The organism is Psychrobacter cryohalolentis K5 (assembly GCF_000013905.1).
Classification (GTDB): Bacteria; Pseudomonadota; Gammaproteobacteria; order Pseudomonadales; family Moraxellaceae; genus Psychrobacter; species Psychrobacter cryohalolentis.
In genome coordinates, this window is record NC_007969.1 from 2090356 (window position 1) to 2113104 (window position 22749).

At 42.0% G+C, this 22749-nt stretch carries 16 protein-coding genes; 8 read left to right on the forward strand and 8 right to left on the reverse strand.

The window, feature by feature from the left end:
- The first annotated feature begins 289 nt into the window (after positions 1–289).
- The 4 genes from PCRYO_RS08635 (at position 290) to PCRYO_RS13510 (ending at position 6089) form a co-directional block, all read left to right on the forward strand.
- On the forward strand, positions 290–2899 hold the full coding sequence (locus PCRYO_RS08635) for an esterase/lipase family protein (protein WP_049751813.1): 2610 nt from the start codon (positions 290–292) through the stop codon (positions 2897–2899).
- A gap of 502 nt (positions 2900–3401) precedes the next feature.
- Complete coding sequence (locus PCRYO_RS08640) at positions 3402–4895, forward strand: cytochrome ubiquinol oxidase subunit I (RefSeq protein ID WP_011514019.1); 1494 nt, start codon at positions 3402–3404, stop codon at positions 4893–4895.
- Complete coding sequence (gene cydB / locus PCRYO_RS08645; protein WP_011514020.1) at positions 4895–5911, forward strand: cytochrome d ubiquinol oxidase subunit II; 1017 nt, start codon at positions 4895–4897, stop codon at positions 5909–5911. The genes PCRYO_RS08640 and cydB overlap by 1 nt, the downstream gene beginning before the upstream one ends.
- A gap of 61 nt (positions 5912–5972) precedes the next feature.
- Positions 5973–6089, forward strand: coding sequence for a hypothetical protein (locus PCRYO_RS13510; RefSeq protein ID WP_020443792.1), 117 nt, complete (start codon positions 5973–5975; stop codon positions 6087–6089).
- Between the two features lie 107 nt (positions 6090–6196).
- Here PCRYO_RS13510 and murU read toward each other — a convergent pair whose 3' ends face one another.
- Together murU and PCRYO_RS08655 are read right to left on the reverse strand one after the other, a co-directional pair.
- The gene (gene murU, locus PCRYO_RS08650) at positions 6197–6925 is read right to left on the reverse strand and encodes an N-acetylmuramate alpha-1-phosphate uridylyltransferase MurU (protein ID WP_011514021.1); all 729 of its coding nucleotides are present in this window, start codon (positions 6923–6925) and stop codon (positions 6197–6199) included.
- Positions 6926–7009: 84 nt separating this feature from the next.
- The gene (locus PCRYO_RS08655) at positions 7010–8149 is read right to left on the reverse strand and encodes an aminoglycoside phosphotransferase family protein (RefSeq protein ID WP_011514022.1); all 1140 of its coding nucleotides are present in this window, start codon (positions 8147–8149) and stop codon (positions 7010–7012) included.
- Between the two features lie 317 nt (positions 8150–8466).
- On the opposite strand from PCRYO_RS08655, the gene PCRYO_RS08660 reads away from it, so the two are divergent.
- Both PCRYO_RS08660 and PCRYO_RS08665 read left to right on the forward strand, forming a co-directional pair.
- A complete protein-coding gene (locus PCRYO_RS08660) occupies positions 8467–11460 on the forward strand; it encodes an LPS-assembly protein LptD (RefSeq protein ID WP_011514023.1) in 2994 nt (997 codons plus the stop codon).
- Positions 11461–11637: 177 nt separating this feature from the next.
- Complete coding sequence (locus PCRYO_RS08665; RefSeq protein ID WP_011514024.1) at positions 11638–13035, forward strand: peptidylprolyl isomerase; 1398 nt, start codon at positions 11638–11640, stop codon at positions 13033–13035.
- A 489-nt stretch (positions 13036–13524) separates the two neighbouring features.
- On the opposite strand, the gene PCRYO_RS08675 is transcribed toward PCRYO_RS08665, so the two are convergent.
- Complete coding sequence (locus PCRYO_RS08675) at positions 13525–14646, reverse strand: endonuclease/exonuclease/phosphatase family protein (RefSeq protein ID WP_011514025.1); 1122 nt, start codon at positions 14644–14646, stop codon at positions 13525–13527.
- A 492-nt stretch (positions 14647–15138) separates the two neighbouring features.
- Here PCRYO_RS08675 and asd point away from each other — a divergent pair, with 492 nt between their 5' ends.
- Positions 15139–16272 (forward strand): aspartate-semialdehyde dehydrogenase, encoded by a 1134-nt coding sequence (gene asd, locus PCRYO_RS08680; protein ID WP_011514026.1) that lies wholly within the window; start codon positions 15139–15141, stop codon positions 16270–16272.
- A 57-nt stretch (positions 16273–16329) separates the two neighbouring features.
- On the opposite strand, the gene PCRYO_RS08685 is transcribed toward asd, so the two are convergent.
- Positions 16330–16992: an SOUL family heme-binding protein gene (locus PCRYO_RS08685; protein ID WP_011514027.1), complete on the reverse strand. Its 663-nt coding sequence runs from the start codon at positions 16990–16992 to the stop codon at positions 16330–16332.
- A gap of 218 nt (positions 16993–17210) precedes the next feature.
- Between PCRYO_RS08685 and tgt the strand changes: the two genes are divergently transcribed.
- A complete protein-coding gene (gene tgt, locus PCRYO_RS08690) occupies positions 17211–18362 on the forward strand; it encodes a tRNA guanosine(34) transglycosylase Tgt (RefSeq protein ID WP_011514028.1) in 1152 nt (383 codons plus the stop codon).
- Between the two features lie 127 nt (positions 18363–18489).
- Here the strand turns inward: tgt and PCRYO_RS08695 are convergent, their stop codons facing one another.
- From PCRYO_RS08695 to lpxD, 4 genes are all read right to left on the reverse strand, one after another.
- Entirely contained in the window at positions 18490–19842 is a 1353-nt protein-coding gene (locus PCRYO_RS08695; RefSeq protein ID WP_011514029.1) for a sodium-dependent transporter, read from the reverse strand.
- A 307-nt stretch (positions 19843–20149) separates the two neighbouring features.
- Positions 20150–20929: an acyl-ACP--UDP-N-acetylglucosamine O-acyltransferase gene (gene lpxA, locus PCRYO_RS08700; RefSeq protein WP_011514030.1), complete on the reverse strand. Its 780-nt coding sequence runs from the start codon at positions 20927–20929 to the stop codon at positions 20150–20152.
- 174 nt (positions 20930–21103) lie between these two features.
- Positions 21104–21613, reverse strand: a complete 510-nt coding sequence (gene fabZ / locus PCRYO_RS08705) for a 3-hydroxyacyl-ACP dehydratase FabZ (protein ID WP_011514031.1) — start codon at positions 21611–21613, stop codon at positions 21104–21106.
- A gap of 112 nt (positions 21614–21725) precedes the next feature.
- Positions 21726–22742 (reverse strand): UDP-3-O-(3-hydroxymyristoyl)glucosamine N-acyltransferase, encoded by a 1017-nt coding sequence (gene lpxD / locus PCRYO_RS08710; protein ID WP_011514032.1) that lies wholly within the window; start codon positions 22740–22742, stop codon positions 21726–21728.
- Positions 22743–22749 lie beyond the last annotated feature (7 nt).

Here is a 22749-nt window from a genome sequence, read left to right on the forward strand (position 1 = left end):
CAATATAGAACTAAGGCGCTTTTTTGTACCAAATATAAACGCGTATTATGAACGTCAAATAAAATATCATCGTTCTCTTACATTCACTTTTATTTGAAGCGCTGTCCTTCTTTATTATTCTATCTTTTCAGTAGTGCTATTTTCTCCAGCGTCGTATCCAGTAAATTTAGCAAAATTTGAATATAAGACGATAAATACGATAGTCGAAGCACCAAACTTCCGCTACACTCATCCTAATATAATTGCTATTTTATAATACATGCCTGTCCATTATTCACTGGAATTACCTATGATTTTCGCTGACCCTGTCAATAATGCGCCGACAGCTATTCATAAAAATAAGATGCCTTTAGCTGTATTGGCACTGCTATCAGCTATGGCAATATTACCTGCCTGTAGCACTGTCTCTGTCAATAGACAGGCCTCTGCCAAGACGATTTCGGCGCAGCGAGGTAATATTGTCACTGATAACAAGCTCAGTAGTGATACCGCATCATTATTATTGTCAGCAGGGCTCAATGAGCAAGCCTGTATGCAGCAGTTTGAGCTTTGCTTAACGCAGCTTGCTGATAGCATGCTTAATAGGCACTATCGCCCAGCACTGGCTGCCTTTTCAGAGTTACACTATGCAAAAGCGCGCCAACTCGCTACCTCAAAAAGCTGTAGCAATGCGCTTGCCCGTCCGCCACTTGATCCCTATTATGCCAATGCACCTTTAGATGATGCTGAAGCTAAAGCGCAGCAGAGCAAAACCGAGATATGTTTAATCGACTATCAAGAGCGTCTCTTTGATGCCATCAAATCCAGCTATACCTACTTATTCTATGACAGTCTAGAGCATGATTTTGAAGGAGCCGATGAAAAAGTAAGTGGTGGGCGGGCAAAAAATCGTATCCCAAGCGATATCGATATCCAAACTCAAGATATCTATAATGCCGCGAGCAACGATGTTATTACTCAGCTTTATCAATCAACAGGCGACATGAACCAATTGATGCGCAATGTAAAAGTAGAGCATCTTGCCACGACCGCTAATACCAGCAGGCGTGATAGTAGTGAGCTTGACGTCAATGCAGCCATTGCCAATACTTCACCCGTCAAAGGACGGCCAACCGATCAAGTCAAAGTAATGAAGGTGCAAGTAGACAACTATCATTTAAACGTCTATTTGCCAAATGAAAACAACTATCTTAAAAATGCCAATGAGAAAAATTCTGCGCTAGCAGACTTAGTGTCTACTTATGAGCTGCGCTTGTCGGGGCTAAACTCCATTAGCAAGCGACCGGGTTTAGGTATCAGTTTGGTGGCGTCATTGGACGATCGCTATACCACCACTATTCGTCAATTATTACTCTCTTCGCTCTCAGGTCAAATCGGTCAAGAAGCTGCTAATGGCAGACTTGGCAACAATAGCGCAAGCAACGCCGCAAAAATTACTCAAGAAGAAGATGCCAGCTCACGCATTTATCCTACTGGGCATCTATTGATGACAGGACTGATTAAACCTACGGGCACTAGCGTACTCGACACCCTAAGTAGTGAGCAGCTAGATATCCATTTATATAACCCTTACCGCAGCGAGAGCGCCTCTATCTTAGGCGATGACTATCCACTGGCCGCCAACTTCTCTGCCGGTTATGGACTCTGGTTAGCAGAAAATCAGCTCGATGGTGTCGGCTATCTAAACCTTATTACCCGTCAAAAAGAAGCCAGTTTACCCAAACTTTTTATGCTTGAGCCCTATGACCCTAATAAACGCGTGATTATCATGCTGCATGGTCTGGCATCAAGTCCGGCAACGTGGGTCAATTTGACCAACGATATTTTTAATGATGATAAATTACGTAATAACTATCAGGTATGGCAGATTTTTTATCCGACCAATCTGCCTATTTTAGAAAATCGCTATCAAATCCAAAAATTAATCACTGCCACTTATCAGCAAACAGACCCTGCAGGGGAAAATCTTGCCAGTAAGAACAGCGTGATTATTAGCCATAGCATGGGCGGTATCATTGCTCGCATGATGTTATCTGATGATAATTTGGCGAATAATTTAGATGCATTGGACGATAATAGTTTATTAGCCAACAGCAGCCAGCGTCAGGTTGATGCCATGCTCAAGCAAGCCCTGACCAATAAGGAGCTGCGCAACCGTTTTGAATTAAATGCGCTACCGCAAGTTGATACGGCAGTATTTTTATCTTCCCCATTCCAAGGTACTGACTATGCCGATCGCTGGTTTACCCGTGCGTTACGCCGCATTATTTATCTGCCGGTAGGCTTAGTAAAAACCGTTACGGACAATTTGGCAACCATTGCTATCAAAGGCGACTTGGCGAATAACCCTCTAGGGGCGTTATACCTGCAAAATGGTGCCAGTCAATTGAGCGACAAATCCTCCTTTATTCAATTAACCAAAGACATTAGCATCAACAAACGTGTTACTTATCATTCGATTATTGCCAATAACGATGCTGATATCACAAGAGGTCTGGCAGCAATGCAACCGGAAGGCGTCAAACTTGATTTGTCGCAAGCAGTCATAGAAGATGATGATAGCGTGATTGAGACTGTCGATACCAGTAGCACCAGCAATGTAGAAAACTCAGATAATTTAAACGTTTCAGCTGCCGTAGTTGATGTAGGGACTGCAAAAGATGCGCCTGCTAAGACAGATACCTTGCCACCTGAAGCACTGGTCGCTGCTGTTATCGTCAATGAAGAAATTAGCCAAGCATTAACTGAGCGTTTGTCAGATGGTATCGTCCCCTATACCAGTGCGCATCTTGATGGTGCAGCGTCTGAGACGGTTATCAATGGCGGCCATAGTATCCAAGAAAATCCACAAACCATTCTGACCTTGCGACGTATATTGCATAAACAATTACAGCAATAGCTTAAAGTAAATAACAGGTTGGTTATTTTCACAGTAGATTTTTTACAACAGATAGCAAAAAAATATTATTAAAAGATATTGTTTTATATTACTTTTCTGTATCTATTGATAACCTTACTTAAACAATAGCCATAGCTTGAAAAGCACTATATTACATTGTTAATCATTTATGACCAATAGGTGCGTGATATGGCTGGATAGCAACTTGCGCGTAAGCAAACTCAGGCGCATAATGCTTAAATAGAAAATATTTTAATAATGCCATAAGAGATATATCTTATAGTTTATAAGGACATAAATTATTTACTTTAACTAAATAGTAGTGCTTAGATTATCATAGATAAGGTGTTGTCTAAATGACAACGATAGCCAGTTTACATTGACTATTGTTCGTAACACTTATTATCCTACTGACATCCGTATCGACGGACAGCTACGAACAATGATTTCAGCGTAACATGGAAGCAAGCGCTATTCAGCTAAAATATAAGGGTAACCGCTTATGTTCGCTACATTTATGATTGACCAGCTTGATGCGCTGATGCTTGCGCGTATCCAGTTCGCATTTGTTATTTCATGGCACATTGTTTTTCCAGCTTTTTCAATCGGACTTGCCAGCTTCTTGACGGTTTTAGAGTTTCGCTGGTTAAAAACTGGTGAGCCTATCTATGCCGAAGTCTACAAACACTGGGTAAAAATATTTGCCGTGGTATTCGGCATGGGTGTCGTGTCAGGCGTGGTAATGTCCTATCAATTCGGCACCAACTGGGCAGTGTTTTCCGATAAAGCGGGTAACGTGCTGGGTCCCTTGCTTGCTTATGAAGTATTGACCGCCTTTTTTTTAGAAGCCTCATTCTTAGGGATTATGCTTTTTGGCTGGGGTCGTGTCAGTAAACGTATGCACCTTGCCTCAACGGCGATTGTCGCTATCGGTACGCTGATATCAGGGTTCTGGATTTTGGCTGCCAACAGCTTTATGCAGACGCCACAAGGCTTTATGGTTGGCGCAGATGGTCTACTGTATCCCACCAACTGGTTAGAAATCATTTTTAACCCCTCTTTTCCCTATCGCTATGCGCATATGATGACCGCGGCTTTCTTGACGACTGCTTTTGTTATCGGTGGCATCGGTGCGTATTATCTACAGTCCAAAAAACATGTCGAACATCGCAAACACGGTCGTGTCATGCTCGGTATGGCGATGGTGATGGCGATTTTTGTTGCCCCAGCACAAGTACTTATTGGCGATATGCATGGGCTTAATACATTAGAGCATCAACCTGTCAAAGTCGCAGCGATGGAAGGGCTTTGGGAAAATGAGCGCGGTGCGCCGCTGGTATTATTCGGCATTCCAGATCAAAAAGCAGAAAAAAATCACTATGAAGTTAAAATACCTTATGTGTCCGGTTTAATTTTAACTCACTCATTTGATAAAGAAGTGAAGGGTCTTAAAAACTGGGCACCAGAAGATCGTCCATTCGTTCCCATTGTCTTTTGGGCGTTTCGTATCATGGTTTCTATTGGTATGCTGATGGTATTGGTGGGACTATTTAGTCTATATAAATACTTTAAAAAACAGCAGTTTAATTCTGACAGTATCTGGTTCCACCGCTTATGGATGATGATGACCCCGATGGGTTTTATCGCCCTACTAGCTGGTTGGTTCGTCACTGAAACCGGACGTCAGCCGTGGACAGTTTACGGCGTCATTCGAACGGCAGAAAGCATGTCTCCGGTTGCGGCACAACAAGTGGCAACGACGCTGATTGGCTTTATCGTGCTATATGTCTTCGTATTTGGCGCAGGCAGCTTTTATATTTTACGCTTGATTGCAAAGGGTCCACAGCCGTATGAAGACCCTGCTGATGATAACTTCTATGAGCACTCTATCACTGAAGGTCAAGGTCGCACGTTAAGCGGCGATAGCAATGCCAGTGAGAAAGTAGAAGATTTGGATCAGCCTGCCGATGACGTCGAAGATGGAGGATTACGCTAATGTTTAACTTTGGTGACGTATTAGATTTACCCCTCATCTGGGGCGGCTTAATTGCTTTAGCTGTCTTCGTTTATGTGTTACTTGATGGATTTGATTTGGGCTGCGGTATTTTATTCCCGTTTGCGGGTTCCGACAAAAATCGTAGCCGCATGATGAACTCTATCGCCCCTTTTTGGGATGGTAATGAGACATGGTTAGTATTGGGCGGTGGTGGTTTATTTGCCGCCTTCCCAGTCGCCTATGGCATTATTATGACAGGGCTTTATCTGCCGGTCACCTTTATGCTGTTCGGTTTGATTATGCGCGGCGTAGCATTTGAGTTCCGTTTTAAAGCAACCTCACATCGCTATGTATGGGATACTTTTTTCTTTATCGGCTCTGTGGTTGCTACCTTCTTCCAAGGGATTATGCTTGGCGCGTTGGTACAAGGACTTGAAGCAAGTAATCGTTTATATACCGGCGGCCCTTTTGATTGGCTCACGCCCTTCTCTGTGGTCTGTGGTATCGCTCTAATTATCGGTTACGCGCTGCTTGGCTCGACGTGGTTGATTATTAAGACTGAGCATAAGCTACAAGTTTGGGCGCGTAAAGTTTCTGGTTGGATGCTATCAGCATTGGTAGTCGCAATGATTGTCGTGACTGCCTTTATGTATTTCTCAGACATTGATGCGCTTGAAGGTTGGTTTAGTTTCCCAGGGTTATTGTACCTTGCACCGATGCCGATTATCGTCTTGGCGTTATTTTTCTTTATGCGTAAAGACTTGACCTCAGAGCGTGAATATCGTCCGTTCTTATTGACCGTCGTGCTATTTTTGATGGGTTATATCGGTGTTTGTTTTGCGATTTTCCCTTACATCGTGCCGTATCAAATGACCATTTATGAGGCAGCAGCAGCAGATACTTCATTATCATTTATGCTTATTGGTGCTGGCATTATGCTACCCATTATTTTGAGCTATACCGCGTTTGCCTATTATACGTTTAAAGGTAAAACTGGTCACGAGCACATGTATTAATAGCTATTAAGCAGTATTCTATATTCTAAGTTTTCAGGAGAACACTGTTTAGGAGAATATCATGAAAAATCTTAGTAAAAAACAATCTCAGTGGGCATGGTTTATTGGTTTATATATCGCAGGTTTTCTGACGATTTTTACCATTGCCCAGCTGATTAAATTGGCAATGGGCGTATAACGTATAATATAAATAGTTATCCCATTAGCTATTCATAAAAAACCGCAGCCCTAATCAATGATTAGCGCTGCGGTTTTTTATGGCCTATTACTACTAGATATTATAGATTAAGCACCGCAATGTTCGCTTACACCTTTATTTTCTATAAAGGTATTTACCTGCTCTAGGCGTTCAGGCGTACCAACATCTATCCAATTATCAGGCATGATCTCAGCCGTTACTTGGAATTTTATCATTGCTTGTCTAAGTAATGGTCCAAGGGCGGCAGATTGACCTGATACCAAGCCATCAACCAGTCGTGGCGACACAACACTGATGCCAGCAAAAGTATATTTATCGGCTTCACCAATGGCCTGCTCGCTTGCCAAACCATTGTTAATAGCAAAGTCGCCACCCTCATTATGCTCAGGATTATCAATCAACAATAAATGGGCGCGCTGGTCTGCGCTTAACTCATACGTGACCAACTGACTAAAATCAAACGTCGTCCATACGTCAGAGTTGACTAAGATAAATGGTTCATTTTTTAACTTTCCAGTTTGTAGCGCTTTAAAAATACCACCTGCTGTCTCTAATGGCGCGTCAGCTTCAAGTGACCAATGCAACTGTACGCCAAACTGCGTACCATCGCCAATCGTATTCATCAACTTATCAGCCAGCCAAGAGGCATTAATTGTAATATCAGTAATACCAGCGGCTTGTAGCGCTTTAATATGCCAAATAATAAGTGGCTGCCCACCTACTTCCACTAACGGCTTTGGGGTCTCTAAGGTTAATGGACGCAGGCGCGTACCCTTACCGGCTGCCAAAATCATGGCTTGCGTTATTACCGACATAGATAATCCTTATTCTTGGCGAAATTTATACGAGGCGACTGATGATCACTAGCTTTGAATACATTGGCATTAAATATATGAGCGTTAAATATATTGCTGCACAAATTTGGTTTGATAAGCAGGCAATACTGTATCCATTATCCATTGATTAAATGGCAAAACGACTTGTTGCAGACGCGCACTGCCTTTTGTACTTAGCCATTCTAATTCAAAGAGAAAATCACGCATGACTTTAGGAATATCCGCTAAATAACGACTTTTACCATCGCGCTCATAAAGCCGGATAAAAATACCAAGCACTTTTAGGTGCCGCTGTACGCCCATGATATTGACCTGCTTCTCAAGTTGCTCAGCACTGTCTGCTGTTAATAGCCCTGCTCGTTTTTGCAATTGCCAAAAATCATGAATCCACTGCGTTACTTGTGCTTCCGACCATTCGACATAGGCATCACGCAGCAATGATACCAAATCATAGCTATGCGCGCCAATCACCGCATCTTGAAAGTCAATCACCCCTAATCGCGTGTTATCCGCCTGATCCTGCATCAAATTGCGGCTATGATAATCACGATGGACGATGACTTGCGGTTGTAATACAATCTCTTCTATCAAGGCTGATTTTAGGTTTTCCCATAATGACGTATCAAGTGTCACGCCAATATGCGGGATAAACCACTCGCTAAATAAGTCCATTTCACGGGTTAGCATTGCGGCATCATAATCAGGCAATTGATGTTGAGACTTTGCTGTCTCTACCGGTATCTGTTGCAACGCAACTAGTGCCTGCATCGCTGATTGATAGTAGTCATTTACTTGCGCAGGCGTAGCACCAACCAATAAATGAGCGAACTCTACCGCGCCAAAATCTTGCAAGACCAAAAAGCCTTTTGTCACATCTTGCGCGATCAGCGTCGGCACATTGATGGCTTGCGACATGAGCTTTGCCACATTAATAAACTGCTGCATCGCGTCTTGCTCATCAGCCGAATCCATGACAATATAACGCGCTGTTTTTGTCGTATCATCTGTACCACCAGCTACTAGCTGAATACGGTGATAACGGCGAGCACTGGCATCACCTGGTAAGCTCTCAAGGGTAAAGGTTTGATTCTCGAACACTTGCTTTAACCAGCACTTTAATGACTCTTGGGGCGTATTAATGGCAGGTATCGCAAGTTCTAATATTTGTTCGTCGGTAATAGTTTTTTCGGTCATAAAAAGCATCGCAGGTTAAATATAAGTCGTAAATGACTAAATGAGTGATAAGTAGGACAAATACTTGCTAAAATAGTGAGCGCTTATTGCACAGTCGCTGTTGTCTTAAAAATAGCATGGCTATCTAATAAACTTTGATAATTTGATAAATAGTGTAGCTGATTTGGTTTTTTTTGACTATGATTAGTCGTCATTATATGTAAAACGTCCCAACTTTTAAGATTATATTATTTATTATTCGTTTATAAAGCGCTGTAGCTGTCTAAAACAGACTTGATAGACGATATATTGCAATCCAATAGGCTCTACAAATCATAGGTGTGCCCTTGTTATATTCTCCGCTTTACCAAAGCATCCGTTTGATTTTATTTGGCGCGCTGGGCTTATCGAGCCTGACCGTTAGTGCCGCTATCAATCAGACTGACTCGATGATGCCTGAGCCATTGGTGACTGATAGCTCAAACCAGTATGCCGATGACGTAGCAACTGATGCTGGTTTTAATAATGAAATCAACAATCAAGACATCAGCTATCAAAGCGACAGTCAGCAGTCAGCAGCCTATAAAAAAGCCAGTTTGAGTAGTGATGCTACTCTCAGTAATGACGCGGCTGTAAATAACAATAATATCACTGCGATTAACGATCGTACCAAGACGAGCCAAGATAGCCGCGTTGCCCCAGTAAATACAAGCAACGCAGCAAAAGCTGGTAATCGTCGAATTGATACCAATGATGAGAGTATTCAAGAAAGCCTTAAACGTTTAGCAGAATTTTATGAGCTGACGCCAGATACGAATGTTGCAACATCAAACAATACAGGCACTAGCGTAAACGACGAACAAAATAATATTCAAAACAGTTTGACGCCTGTAACGACTAATATCCCAACCGTAGGTAGCAATCTGCGCTTGCTGCCACATACCGTCGATAGTGCGGCGCGCTGTGAAGGACAATGGGTTTATCCTAAGAAAAACCCTAACTATCAACGGGCTGTTAATGAAGCAAGCGCCAGTAGTGGGCAACCAGCACCCAATTTAAATGGTCTGCCCAATAATCAAGCGCCACTATTTGCAGAGTCAGATTATGGCTACTATGATAATGTCGATTATGCCGAACTATCAGGTAATGTCATCATTGACCAAGGGACTCAGCATATTGAGGCTGAAAAAATCGTATTGGACTTAAGCAACGGGGTGGCAGCGGCGCAAGGTAAAGTGATGTTTACTGACCAAGCTACTGGCAATGTCTCTGTAAATGGTGCACAAGATCGCACTCAGCAAAATGGTAAAACTAGCCTTACTGATAAAGCAACACAAGGTGGTCTCATTGGTGTCGCTGACAATTTGAATTATAATACTGAAACAGGGCAATCTACTGCTACAAATGTTGCCTTTGCCAGTGTTGAGCTACAAGCACATGGTTATGCCAAGCGCTTAAACCGACCGAATGAGAGCCAATATGAATTGGATGAGGTCATGTATAGCACCTGCCCTCCGACCAATCGTAAGTGGCAATTTGATGCCAAAAGCATAGATTTAGACACTGAGACAGGACGCGGTGAAGCTTACAATACCACCTTCCGTATTGCTGATGTGCCTGTATTTTATCTGCCCTATTTTAACTTTCCAATAGACAGTCGACGCGGTAGTGGCTTCTTATTGCCTAATGCAAGTATCAGTAGCGAAAACGGACTTGAAATTGATGTGCCTTATTATTTCAACCTAGCTCCCAACTATGATGCCACGCTAAGCACGCATATTTATACCACTCGTAATCCTATGCTATCTGGAGAGTTTCGTTATTTAACAGAAAATTATGGCGAGGGTATCTTTAATGGTTCGTACTTGCCTAATGATAAAGAATACGATGGCGAAGACCGCCGCAGTTTGTTCTATGATCATTATTGGTCATCTACCAGCATCCCACGCCTAAGCGGTGAGGCCAAATACAGCTACGTATCTGATGCCGACTACCTTAATGATTTTGATACGCTAGGTTTATCAGATAACACCTTAAACTTGCCGCGCCGAGCGCAACTGAATTATTATAATGACTATGTCGACGGCGAGCTAAAAGTAGAAACCTTCCAAACACTTGATGCGTTGAATAACAATGGGCAGATGTTGCAAGATAAAGACAAGCCTTACTCGCGCCTACCGCAGCTCAAACTTGATTACCGTCTACCTTGGGCAAAGCATTTTGATATCACTGGCGTCAGTGACTCCGCTTATTTTAAAAAATCTATCGATGATGGTTCTGAGAATGAAAAAAGTGGCACACGTTTTTATAATAAACTCAGTGCATCTTATCCTATGGAGAACTCATGGGGTTATATCAAGCCAAAGCTAAGCTTACAACATCTGTTTACCACTTATGATGAAGATAGCTTAGTTGACAATTCACTGGATAAAGATGATGGCAGCCAGTCAGTGTTTGTCCCGCAAGCCAGTATTGATGCAGGTTTACATTTTTATCAAGCCGGCTCACCGTTTGGCGCATTTGATGACACGTTAGGTGGTTATCGTTTACTTAGCCCGCGCCTGAAATATACTTACTCGCCTTATAGAGACCAAAACGATATTCCAAACTTTAATACTCGTATTGCCTCTATTAACTATGAGCAGTTATTCTCAGACAGCTGGTTTTTAGGGCATGATCGCTTACAAGATTTACATGCTTTTACCCCAGGTATTAACTATCGTTACATCGATGCAACGGGCGTGACACGTTTTGATGGTAGCATTGGTGAACAATTTTATCTCGATGATGGACGCGTTACGCTTGATAATACAAAACCTGTCTTTACCTCATCCTCTTCAGGGCTAGTTTGGGATACCAGCACACAGCCTTATAATAATGTCTGGGTCGATGTGAGTGGCGCGCTGACCAATAGCTACGATTTAAATTATATTACTACTGAGTTACGTTACCAGCCATCTGATAGAAGCTTATTTAATGTAGGCTTTATCAAACGTCAACGTGATGAAAATACCAACCAGTTACCACTGTCTGCATTGACAGCGTCAGCAGTTTTCCCAATCAATAATAACTGGCGTGTACTGGCTCAAGGTCAATACGACTATAATCGCAACCAAATGCTCGATTCATTGATTGGGATCGATTATGAAGATTGCTGTTTTGGCTTTGCGGTTTATGGTCGTCGTTACTATAATGACTTGAATATTGCTGAAAAACCCACACAAGCGATTATGGCAGAAGTAAGATTAAGTGGTCTTGGCAGTGGTAGTAGCCGTTTGACACGCTTACTTGCTGATAAAGTATTAGGTTTTGAACCTGTTCAAAATGCATGGAAAGACTAATAACATGATAAGAGACAAGCCTAATTTATAGCCTAGTATGTATGGTATAAACTGGTTTGCATTCTATTATAAACAACCCTAGCTAATACTTTAGTATTAACATTATTTGATGCTAAAGCAGTGGCTAGTGGATTTAACCGATTACCATCCGATGCAATGACATTGATGAGGAGCATCATGAGATTTTTTTCTTTACGCCAAACAAGCCAAGCAGTATTCCTATCGATGGGCTTAATGACTGCTCTTGGTATGAGCGTTAGTGCCCAAGCAGCAACGGTGAACTCTGCAAAAGCGCAAGCGACGACAACTCAAAAAAACAACGTGGCCCGTTTAACGCCTGCCAATAGTACAGATGGCATAATTGCATTGGTGAATGAAAATGCGATTTTAAAAAGTGATCTCATTGCTGCCATTGCTCAGACACAGGCACGTGCAAAAGCGGCGGGTGAACCTATTGCCAATTCAGCACAGTTACAGTCAGAAGTATTAAACGCCCTTATTTTGCGCGAACTACAGCTGTCCTTGATCAAACGTGTTGGTTTAAATCCCGATGAAGCGTCTATCAATAAGCGCTTAGAACAAATAGCAAAAGCAGAAGGTTTAAATAGCATCGCCGCTTTACAACAGCGTTTAGACTCAGCGCAATCGGGCAGCTACGCGACTTTGCGCGCGCAGTTGATTGAAGATGCCGCTATTCAAGCCTTACAACAGCGTCAAATCACCAATCGTGTGCGTATTAGCGAGCAGGATATTGATGCATTTTTGGCATCACCTGAAGCCAAACGCTTGAACCAAAGTGAGTATCAGACAGTCCATGTCCGTGTTCCATATATGGATGACTATAGTCGCCTATCAGAAGCACAGCGTAATGACGCTTTAAAAGTGGCACAAAAGTTACGTACACGCCTTCTTGTGCCAAATGTCAATGTCGCTGAAGCGATTGCAGCCAGTCAAGGCAGCTACCCTATCCCATTACAAGGTGGTGATATGGGCTTTCATAAAGCCGCTGCCCTCCCAACTGAGCTATCGAGCGAGATTACCAAACTTGAGGTTGGCGCTGTGAGTGCGCCTTTAGTCACCCCTGAAGGTATCGATATTATTAAGCTTGCCAATAAAAAAGCCAATGATACCATGCTTGTTCCTCAGTGGAATACTCGTCATATCTTGGTTAAAGTTGATGAGCTACAAACAGATGCTCTTGCTGAGCAAAAAATTAACGACCTATATAGTCAGCTACGTAATGGTGCTGCCTTTGATAGTCTAGCATCAACGTATTCAGACGATCCTGGTTCAGCAGGGCGCGGCGGCGATTTAGATTGGGTTGGTGAAGATCAAATGATTGCTCCGTTTGAAGCAATGATGAAAAACACAGCTGTCGGTGACTATTCTGCCCCGTTTAAAACGCAATTTGGTTGGCACATACTCAAAGTTGAAGGTAAGCGTCAACAAGATGTCAGCGATGAGTATCGTCGCACTATGGCACGTCAAGCTCTATATCAACGCCTAGCACCACAAGCCAAAGAAGACTGGCTACAAGAGTTACGTGCTGGCGCTTATATCCAAGTGCTTGGTTAATGATCAAGTGAACTAAATAACCAGTCAAAGTATTTTATAAAAAAGGGTATATGCCGGTGCGTATATCCTTTTTTTATGCCTTTTGATTTGTTATTTACTTGAAAATAATAGCAGATACATAAATGCTCAAGCATAAAAAGAACGAGTAAAAATATATAAATTAATAACGTAAGCACAAAGAAAAGCCCCGAACCTAGGGCGATTGGTTCGGGGCTATGGTTTTTCATATTATTATTGTTATCTCTTCCGTGTTGACTCATCCTAAGTCATAAACAGTAATCCATGAGACAGTGGGCTGTCCTGTCCTATTATTGATACTGTCTCAACACTACATCCTTGCGTATCCTTGTGTTGATGGATGTATTCTAAGACAATTGATGTGCAGCGACTAGAGGCTAAAGACCTTATTTAACGTAAGCATTTGCTTACGTCTGAATTACTTCGTTAGCAGGTATTCTTTGCTTATTAGGATTCTGCTGAATTTCACTTCTATTCCGATTCTTCATGCTCTTTAGACACCTTGCAACCTTCTTTTTTGCCTGCTTCGATCTTATTTTCCGCCTCTTTAAAGTCGGCTGCTTGTGCTGTAGGAGCATTTCCTTTTTGATTACTCTCCTCTTCTGGCTCATATTGCAACGTTGTCATCACAGGAAAGTGGTCAGAGCCAATCGAAGGTAAACGTTCAATATCAATCACTGTGAAGCAAGCGCTATGGAAAAGATGATCCAATGCCCAACGTAAAAAAGGATAGTTAACGTGAAAAGTATTGATAAAATGTCGCCCAATACGGGGATCTAGTAGCCCTGAAATACGTTGAAAACGACGTGTGGTCTGTGACCAAGCAACGTCATTAAGATCACCTGCCAATATGGCCGTTTGCTTATTGTCTTTAATATGCTTGCCAACCATCAATAGCTCAGCATCACGGGTCGTAGATTTATCAGCTTCTGTTGGACTGGGGGGCATAGGATGCAAGCAATAAAGCCAAATGACGCGCCCACCTTGCAACTGTATCTGAGTATGAATAGAAGGTATATCATCAATGATCAAATATTTAATCTCAGGGTCTATCAGCTCAAGCTTAGAATAAAGATGCATACCATATAAATTATCTAAAGGCACTTTTACTGTATAAGGGTAATCAGACTCAACTTGATCAAGCGCTTTTTCCCATTTTTCATCACTTTCTAAAGTAATTAAGATATCAGGTTGTTTCTGTTGTACTAACTCAACCAATTTATAAGTATCATCATTGGTGGTCAACACATTTGAAACCATGATTTTTAACTGATATTCCTCAACATCCGGCTTATCTTTGGCATTTTGTACTTCTTTCTTCCATAGCAGAGTATAGGGCAATACCATTCTGAGCTGAAAGGCTAACGTAATACTCAAAGCCGCAAACAACAGCCATTGTTCTAGCTGCCACTGAGGTCCAAATACCACCATGCCAAGCCAAGCAATGATACCAAGTATCATGATTTGAATACGAGGGAAATCCACACCGCGTACCCACCAATTATCAAGTGGTAGCCATCCCCAAATAGTGATAAATGCAACGAGCCCTGCCAGTCCTTGCGCACCGTAATATAGAAAGGAGAAATCCATCATGTGTATCGACCATTTATCAAATCAACAGTTATGCCATTGATTATGTTCGTTATTATTATGGCTTAGCGTCTATAATAGCTAAACGATAAATTCTCTTAATAAAATGCATATAAAAATATTTAAATAAAAAACATAAAAACGAAAAGTGCTTAAGGTAAGCAGTATATATAAAGGCTTACTTTAGCATTCCAGACAACCTGCGCCTACTATTGAACACTAATTACCTAATAGATACTATAAAACATTACAAAGATCAGGCTTACGTCTGTGCTTATTCTGTTATCAAAGTCGATATTTCACTCATGATGAATATCATTTCTCATTCATTAGCAGAGCTAGAAGAATGACCATAACTCAAAGTTATAACTATCATAGTTAATAGTGCTAGTAAAACCCGCGAAACCCATCAAAAAACCTTGCTTTTTGGAGCTATTCACGGCATTGTTATTGGTTGGCGATGCAACAATTTATTGTAAAAAAGGATTGAGTTTGATGAGTGATTTAACAGTAGGTTTGGTAGGCTGGCGCGGTATGGTCGGGTCAGTATTGTTACAACGTATGATGGAAGAAAAAGATTTTGACGGTATTACGCCAGTATTCTTTTCAACCAGTAATGCAGGCGGTGATGCGCCAAGTTTTGATGGTATTAAGACCAGCCAACTACAAGATGCTCATGATATTGACGCCCTTACCGCTTGTGATGTGATTATTACCTGCCAAGGTGGCGACTATACCTCAAAAGTACATCAACCACTGCGGGATAGTGGTTGGGCTGGTTATTGGATTGATGCGGCAAGTACCTTACGCATGGAAGATGACAGCATCATCATTCTTGATCCGGTTAATCGAGTTGTTATCGATAATGCACTCGCTGAGGGTAAAAAAGACTTTATCGGTGGCAACTGTACTGTGTCACTAATGCTGATGGCAATTGGTGAGCTGTTTAATAAAGGTTGGGTAGAATGGGTCAGCGCCATGACTTATCAAGCCGCTAGTGGTTCAGGCGCTAACAACATGCGTGAGCTTATTGAAGGCATGGGTGTATTACGTGATGCTGTTAAAGATGAGCTTGCCAATCCTGCTAGCGCCATTCTTGAGATTGATAAAAAAATCGCTCAGACTCAACGCTCAGACGATTTTCCTAAACAATACTTTGGCGTGCCATTGGCCGGTAGCTTGATTCCTTATATCGACTCACAATTAGAGAACAAGCAGTCTCGTGAAGAATGGAAAGGTGGTGTTGAAACCAATAAGATCCTTGGCAACTCTGAAGCAGATAAGATTGCTATCGATGGTATGTGTGTTCGCGTTGGGGCGATGCGCTGTCATGCACAAGGCTTAACGATTAAGCTCAAAAAAGACATTCCACTAAAAGAGATTGAAGCAGCACTGAAGAATAGCGGTAATCAGTGGTTAGACGTGGTTGAAGACAATAAAGAAGCCACTATGAACCGCTTAACACCTGTTGCAGTAACCGGCACCTTAACGGTTGCACTAGGTCGCCTGCGTAAGCTTAATATGGGGCCTGAGTATTTAGGCGCATTCACCGTTGGTGACCAACTATTATGGGGCGCGGCTGAGCCATTACGCCGTATGCTGAACATCATTCGCGAGCAAAATAGCTGAAGCTAATATTCTGAATTTGGATATAAAAAAGACAGCAATTGCTGTCTTTTTTATGAGTTATTTTTGCTGATAAGTGATCATTATTTCATTGCGGCGCATAAATGGCAGTGTCCATGGTGGATTGTAACGTGCCAATTCAGGTTCACCTGACATCTTTAATTTTTGCGCCTGCATCCAAGACTGTAATTCTGCCGTTTTCGCAGCCACCTTTTCACTGCCAGCAAGCCCTGAAAACTTAATAACACCGTAAGTCTTAGCGGGTACTTTCACAATCTCAATATTTGAATTATTTGGTTTTGGTAGCGTTTGCAGCGTGTATTGGCTTGGCATGGTAAATTGCACACGCCATTTTCCATCGTTTTGTTGCATACTCACTGGCGCTGTCATGGCTATTTTTTGTGACTCATCACTGCTATTTTTATTTTCAGATTGCATCGTCACAGGGGCAGTCATGCTGATTTTGCTACTCTCGCCACTTGGCGCGGTATTGTTACCAAATATATAATCCGCTAACACCTTAAACCCTGCCCGACTGGCGGTATTTTGATCGCCAGAAACCCAAGTTTGCGCCACCAATTGCTCATCATAACGACGCAATTCAAAATGTTCAGTTTGCGACAAGACAGTATATTTCGGCTCTTCGGTAGCCATAGCTGCTCCTGATATCGATAATAGGCTACTTAACAATAAGCTGCTCTTTAAGTAATTTCTTTTGGTCATGACTTATCTCCATTGTCCAAAAGCATATAAGGTATTAATACTTGGGTTTTGGTCTGTTTTCTACTTTAGCAATGACTTGATCACGATGTCTGTAGCTTTTAGTTATAGTCGACTAAAAACACCCCATGAAATCTAAGCTAAATAAACATCAATAACCAAAAAAAGCCTAACAATGCTATAATTAGCACCATTTTCATAGCTCATATAGCGGTTACCTTATGCAATTTGTCTTACATAAAACAGCCAGTGGTGTCACTCGCGCACGCCGTGGTACAGTCCACCTCAATCATGGCGATGTACAAACGCCAGCCTTTATGCCAGTAGGTACTTACGGTACCGTTAAAGGCATGCTACCACGTGATATTGAAGCAATTGGCGCAGATATCATCTTGGGCAATACTTTTCATTTATGGTTACGCCCTGGTACCGACATTATTGATAAATTCGGTGGCTTACATAAATTCATGCATTGGGATAAGCCTATTTTGACTGACTCTGGCGGATTTCAGGTATTCAGTCTTGGCGCGATGCGTAAGATCACTGAAGAAGGTGTGACTTTTAAATCACCTATCGATGGTGCTAAAGTCTTTTTATCACCAGAAAAATCGATGCAGATTCAATATAGCTTGAACTCAGATATCGTGATGCAGTTTGATGAGTGTACGCCCTATCCTGCCACTCACGATGAAGCTAAAAAGTCTTTAGAGTTGTCACTACGTTGGGGACAACGCTGCGTTGATGAGCATAAAAATCTTGGCAGTACCAATGCGTTATTTGGCATCATTCAAGGCAGTATGTACGCTGATTTACGCAAGCAATCACTAGAAGGCTTGCTTGAAATTGGCTTTGATGGCTATGCCATTGGCGGTTTGTCTGTTGGCGAGCCAAAAGAAGAGATGATAGACGTCCTAGATTATATCGCAGATGACATGCCTGCTGATAAGCCGCGCTATCTGATGGGTGTCGGTAAGCCTGAAGATCTCGTTGAAGGAGTACGCCGCGGTGTCGATATGTTCGATTGTGTCATGCCAACCCGGAATGCGCGTAATGGTCATTATTTTGTCACAGGCGACGCCGACAATGCGGGCGTAGTACGTATACGCAATAGCCAATACCGCACCGATGAAGGTCCATTAGACCCTGAATGCGATTGCTATACTTGCCAGAATTTTAGTCGTGCTTATTTATCGCATTTGAATAAATGTAAAGAGATGCTTGGCGCGCAGTTAGCGACGATTCATAACTTACGTTACTATCAACGTTTGATGCAAAATATCAGAGATGCCATCGAACAAGATAAATTTGATGAGTTCGTGAATGAATTTTATAGCAAACGCGGACAGACGGTGCCAGAGCTGAATTTGCGTTAATAGTAATTTGACATTAGCTATTCAGATATAAAATACAAAAAAAGGCTTAAGATCAACCTTAAGCCTTTTTTGTTCACTAAATTTTGACAAGCTAACTATCAACAGGATACATATCAAGAATAAATGATTAGCCTACCAATGCAGCCACAAATACCACAATAACTGCGATTGGCGCTACAAATTTAGTAACGATTTGCCAAATCTGCCAAGTACCGTTTGATAAATTAAGCTCTTGCTGAATGCTACGTTGGTCCATTCTCCAAGCAAAGAAGATAATGCCTGCAAGACCGGTTAGCGGTAATAAGAACTTACTGGTAAGTTTGTCTAGTGCATCAAAGATGCCGTTGCCCATGATAGTAAAGTCGCTCCATAGGTTAAACGACAATAGCGCAGCGATACCCAATAGCCAAATCACGGTACTAGCAGCAATGGTAGACATCGTACGGTTCATAGATGTGCGTTCTTCTAAGAACTCGACACTTGGCTCTAGCAATGATATCGACGATGTCACAGCAGCAAAGGTAATCAATAAGAAGAACAAAGTACCAATAATCGTACCACCAGCCATGCTACCAAAAGCAATCGGTAGACTGACAAAAATCAAACCAGGACCTGATGCAGGATCAAGACCATTGCTAAAGATGATTGGGAAAATGGCCAAACCAGCTGCTAAGGCAATAACTGTATCTAAAATAACAACCGTACGAGCAGTTTTTAGTAAGTTCACTTCACGACCTAAGTATGAACCATAAGCCACCATGATGCCCATACCAATAGATAGGGTAAAGAAAGCATGACCCAATGCCGCTAGCATTACATCAACGGTCAACTTGCTCAAATCAGGTGCAAACAAGTAATTAACCGCTTCACCAAAACCACCATTTATCACGTTATAACCAACAATGATAAATAAAATCACACCCAGTAATGGCATCATGATTTTAGCAGCGTTTTCAATACCGCGTGTCACACCAATACCTACGATAAGTGCAGTAATGATCATAAATACCGTATGCCAAATCGTTAGCGTACCTGCTGATGCTAGCATTCCATCAAAGGTTGCAGCGACAGAGTCACTGTTTTGACCGGCAAAACTGCCCGTGCCAACTTTAGTGATATAGTTCAGCGCCCAGCCACCGATGACACTATAAAAAGAGAGAATTAAAAAACCACCTAAGATACCAGTTGCACCGACAATACCCCAGCTACTTGACTTACCTTCACTAACAGCAACATCTTTAAAGGTATTAATAGGATTCTTTTGACCACGGCGACCAATGAGCCACTCAGCGACCAATACAGGAAAACCAACCAAAGCAATACAGAACAAATAGGCAATAACAAAAGCTGAACCACCGCTTTCACCTACCATATAAGGGAATTTCCAAATATTTCCTAAGCCGACTGCCGAGCCTACTGCTGCAAGTACGAAGCCAAAACTTGAGCTCCACTGCGCATGATCTTGTTTATTACTAGCCATTTTTCCTTCCTCATGCTTCAATTAATATTGCTTATAATCATCCTTGATTATTATAAATAGCTGTCCATAATATTTGACTATTTACTCTATGCATCAATGTGATGCATCCAGCAACATTAAGAAAGAATTGTTTACATTGTTGTAGAGGCTCAGTTTCTGCTAAGCAACTAAAAAAGTCAAGTAATCATAAATATAAAAAGCCATAACTATTAGTTATGGCTTTTTATATTTATGATTACTATTTATAACATTTAGTTTCGGTGGTAAAAACTATTTAAAATGAGCTACTGATGTATCAAAACAGAATTTAGCGCACGACTCCGCGGCGACTTTTCTGTAGCGAATCGATTAAAAATTCGATTTTTGACTCTTTTGGCAGCAGATCTTGTTTCAATACTTCAAGTGCTTGCACTGTCGTTAAACCAGATCTGAATACCACACGATAAGCTTGACGCAGCACGTCGATGCTATCTTTAGACCAGCCTTTACGGCGCATACCTTCAATATTAAGACCATGTGCCTTAGCAGGATTACCTGAAACCATGGTAAACGCCGCTACATCTTTTAAGACCAACGTTGCACCACCAACCAAACTATAATCATCAATTGTACAAAACTGATGAATGCCTGAATTGCCACCGACAATAATATGATTGCCAATGGTAACGTGACCTGCGACGCCAACATTATTAGCCAATACATTATGGTCGCCAATCAAGCAATCATGAGCCACATGAGTGTTAACCATGAGCAAGTTATGGTTGCCAATTTTTGTCAACCCACCATCTTGCTCAGTACCACGGTGCAAGCTACAGGCTTCTCGAATGGTATTATGATCACCAATCTCAAGCCAAGTACGCTCACCTGCGTATTTGAGGTCTTGCGGGTCTTCGCCAATGCTTGAAAATTGATAAAACTGATTGTATTCACCGATACGAGTCAATCTAGTGACGACCACGTGGCGATGCAATACAGTATGTGCACCAATAGTAACCTCATCACCGACAATACAGTAAGGGCCAATGGTTGCGGTTTTATCAATCGTAGCAGACGGTGAGATGAGTGCTGTGGGATGGATCTGACTCATAATAGAGGCCTTTGTATCATCGAATGCAATTAAATTAGTAAAACAAATACAGACAGCTTAGTGAAATTAACTAGCCTAAAGCTGCCTTTGTTAAAAAATAAGATGATGCTATTAAATAAGCATTCACATCATGGTTTAGATGTTTCATGCATTATTCAAAGTGACTAATGCGGTTTATTGCTCCTGACGGGCAATCATAATCTGAGCACTAACCGCAAGCTCATCTTCAACATGTACAGTACAATCAAACTTATACATACCCTGCTTTTGCATCACAATTTTAGAGCGGATAATCAGCTGATCACCAGGGATAACACGGCGCTTAAAGCGCACTTTATCAACCCCTGCGAACAAGTATAAATAGCCATCTTCTGCCGTCAGTCCTGCACTAATAAAACCCAGAACACCTGATACCTGAGCCATGCACTCAACCATCAATACGCCTGGCATGATAGGCTCATCAGGGAAATGCCCATTAAAAAACTCTTCATTAATGGTGACGTTTTTTATGCCCGTAATACATTCGCCTGGTGTACAAGCAACTATCTTATCCACCAATAAAAATGGGTAACGATGTGGCAAATAATGCTTTAATGTATGATAAGTTAATGGCAACGTTAACCCTTGTTCAGCCAAGCTTTTGATGTCTTCTGCCGTTGGGTTATCAATATTGCTAGTGCTCATAGTAGCGCTTCCTTGCTGTATTTAAAGTCTTGCTTGAGAGTAAAGCTTTGCTGAGTTTTAATATTATAAATAATCTAAGTATCAATTTTCTTTAACTATGAATCTTTAAACGCTAATCACGACCAAGCTGGCGAAAACGGACAGCCGCACGGCGCCAGTTAGCAGTTGGCATAGCAGCCGTGCCAGAAGAGTAAGATCCGGCAGTGGTGATTGACTTAGTGACCATAGTCATACCCGATAAGGTAACATCATCTGTGATATCAATATGTCCGGTAATACCGACCGCCCCGCCAATAATGCAGCGTTTGCCAATTGTAGTACTACCTGCAATACCTGTATGAGCAGCGATAGCCGTACCATCACCAATACGGACGTTGTGTGCTACTTGTACGAGGTTATCAATAATAACATGATTTCCAATCACCGTATCATCGATGGCACCGCGATCTATACAGGTTTGACTGCCAATGCGTACATGATCACCTATCAGCACACGCCCTAACTGTGCAATACGCTCCCAACCTGTGACACTAGGATTGGCAGTGGGTGCAAAGCCAAAGCCTTCCGAGCCTATCGTCACCCCAGCGTGCAACCTAACATGACTACCAATAATACAGTCATGTCCTATCACCACTTGTGATTTGATAACACCATCTGTACCAATGGTAGTATTATCCTCGATGACTACATGAGCCTCAAGCACGCTGCGATCACCAATCTGCACTTGCTCACCGATGACACAAAAAGCGCCGATAGTCACTTTATTGCCAATAACGGCACTGTCGGCGATGAAGGCTGTCGGATGAATACCGCTAAATGAATGTTGGCGAGCAAAAATTTGACTCACACTAGCATAAGCCAAATAAGGGACAGCAACAATTAAAGCTACCGTATCATTTGGCACTTCTTCATGATGCTCTTCAGTGATGAGTACTGCCCCAGCATCAGTATTAGCTAGACTAGAAAGATAGTGAGGATTGGCCAAAAAGCTCAACTGCTGCCGATTAGCCATCGTTAAATTACCAATACCCTCTAAGGATAGACGGCGCTGCTCAGCGCTAAGCTCAGCCTTGTTAAGAACAGGCTGACGCTGCTCAATCTGGGAGATGAGTTGCTCAATCGTTATCATAATCAGT

Excerpts from the sequence above, each read along its gene's own strand:
- PCRYO_RS08640 (WP_011514019.1), top strand. The coding sequence starts at position 3,402 with ATGTTCGCTACATTTATGATTGACCAGCTTGATGCGCTGATGCTTGCG.
- PCRYO_RS08695 (WP_011514029.1), bottom strand. The coding sequence starts at position 19,842 with ATGGCTAGTAATAAACAAGATCATGCGCAGTGGAGCTCAAGTTTTGGC.
- PCRYO_RS08665 (WP_011514024.1), top strand. The coding sequence starts at position 11,638 with ATGAGATTTTTTTCTTTACGCCAAACAAGCCAAGCAGTATTCCTATCG.
- lpxD (WP_011514032.1), bottom strand. The coding sequence starts at position 22,742 with ATGATAACGATTGAGCAACTCATCTCCCAGATTGAGCAGCGTCAGCCT.
- cydB (WP_011514020.1), top strand. The coding sequence starts at position 4,895 with ATGTTTAACTTTGGTGACGTATTAGATTTACCCCTCATCTGGGGCGGC.
- fabZ (WP_011514031.1), bottom strand. The coding sequence starts at position 21,613 with ATGAGCACTAGCAATATTGATAACCCAACGGCAGAAGACATCAAAAGC.
- asd (WP_011514026.1), top strand. The coding sequence starts at position 15,139 with ATGAGTGATTTAACAGTAGGTTTGGTAGGCTGGCGCGGTATGGTCGGG.
- PCRYO_RS08635 (WP_049751813.1), top strand. The coding sequence starts at position 290 with ATGATTTTCGCTGACCCTGTCAATAATGCGCCGACAGCTATTCATAAA.
- PCRYO_RS08685 (WP_011514027.1), bottom strand. The coding sequence starts at position 16,992 with ATGACCAAAAGAAATTACTTAAAGAGCAGCTTATTGTTAAGTAGCCTA.
- lpxA (WP_011514030.1), bottom strand. The coding sequence starts at position 20,929 with ATGAGTCAGATCCATCCCACAGCACTCATCTCACCGTCTGCTACGATT.
- PCRYO_RS13510 (WP_020443792.1), top strand. The coding sequence starts at position 5,973 with ATGAAAAATCTTAGTAAAAAACAATCTCAGTGGGCATGGTTTATTGGT.
- murU (WP_011514021.1), bottom strand. The coding sequence starts at position 6,925 with ATGTCGGTAATAACGCAAGCCATGATTTTGGCAGCCGGTAAGGGTACG.
- PCRYO_RS08655 (WP_011514022.1), bottom strand. The coding sequence starts at position 8,149 with ATGCTTTTTATGACCGAAAAAACTATTACCGACGAACAAATATTAGAA.
- tgt (WP_011514028.1), top strand. The coding sequence starts at position 17,211 with ATGCAATTTGTCTTACATAAAACAGCCAGTGGTGTCACTCGCGCACGC.
- PCRYO_RS08675 (WP_011514025.1), bottom strand. The coding sequence starts at position 14,646 with ATGATGGATTTCTCCTTTCTATATTACGGTGCGCAAGGACTGGCAGGG.